Below are 1010 nucleotides of genomic sequence, written 5' to 3'. Positions count from 1 at the left end.
ATACAAACAGCTTGACCTTGCACAAAGGTATAAAATTGAATGCTATTTACGCCTGGGCAAATCCCAATCCGAAATAGCTAAACTGATAGGTGTCCATAGGAGCACCATCAGCCGTGAACTCAACCGCAACGTTGGCAAGAGAGGCCTCCACTGTGGAGTTTACCGTGGTGCTGCGGCCCATCAAAAGGCCTGGCAGCGCCACCACTGCAAGTACAAAAGAACCAAACTCACCTGGGCGCTCAAGTACCAGATAAAACACTGGATGGAGCATGAACGGCTAAGCCCCGAACTGATCTCCGTGGAACTTCGCCTTGCGGGGCTTGAAGGGCTGAGTCACGAACGGATCTATCAATGGATATGGGCCTGCAAGAAAAGCAACAAGCAAGAAGATAGGCCCTTCAAAAGCCTTTACAACTATCTTCGCCATGGGCGCAGGAGGCGCAAACGGGGAAACTATAAGGACAACAGGGGAAGCATTAAAGACCGTATATCAATAGAGCAACGCCCCAAAGTAGTCGATCTACGCAATAGGATAGGGGATATTGAAGTGGATCTTATGATGGGCAAAAAGCACGGGCCTCCCTTGCTGGTAATGACCGACCGGGCCACATTAATAACAACCCTTGACAAGCTTGAGGACAAAAACGCAGAGCAAATCGCACGGCTTATCAACCAAAAGATAGCCCGGATGGGAACAAGCTGGATTAAAACCATGACCTTTGATAACGGAAAAGAGTTTGCCCAGCACATGAAAATAACTCAGGAACATGGGGTTAAAACCTATTTTACAAGGCCCTACACTTCCCAAGACAAGGGAACGGTGGAAAACCGCATAGGACTGATAAGAAGGTGGCTGCCCAAGGGATGCGACCTGAGCAAGGTAAGCCAGGAGCGAATCAAAGAAATTGAAAAATTAATAAACAACAGAAAAGTCAGAAAGTTTGGCTACATTAGCCCAATTGAAAAACTAAAATCTACTTGGCCTGTTGCACTTATAACTTGAACATGGC

At 47.1% G+C, this 1010-nt stretch carries 1 protein-coding gene; it reads left to right on the top strand.

Going from position 1 to position 1010, the window contains the following annotated elements; all coding sequences use genetic code 11:
- The coding region (locus CHU92_RS06350) for an IS30 family transposase (protein WP_094413733.1) at positions 1–1003 on the top strand (1003 nt) is incomplete at its 5' end.
- Between the last annotated feature and the right edge of the window lie 7 nt (positions 1004–1010).

The organism is Flavobacterium cyanobacteriorum (assembly GCF_002251835.1).
GTDB lineage: Bacteria > Bacteroidota > Bacteroidia > Flavobacteriales > Flavobacteriaceae > Flavobacterium > Flavobacterium cyanobacteriorum.
This window is presented reverse-complemented; position numbering and strand designations above follow the sequence as displayed.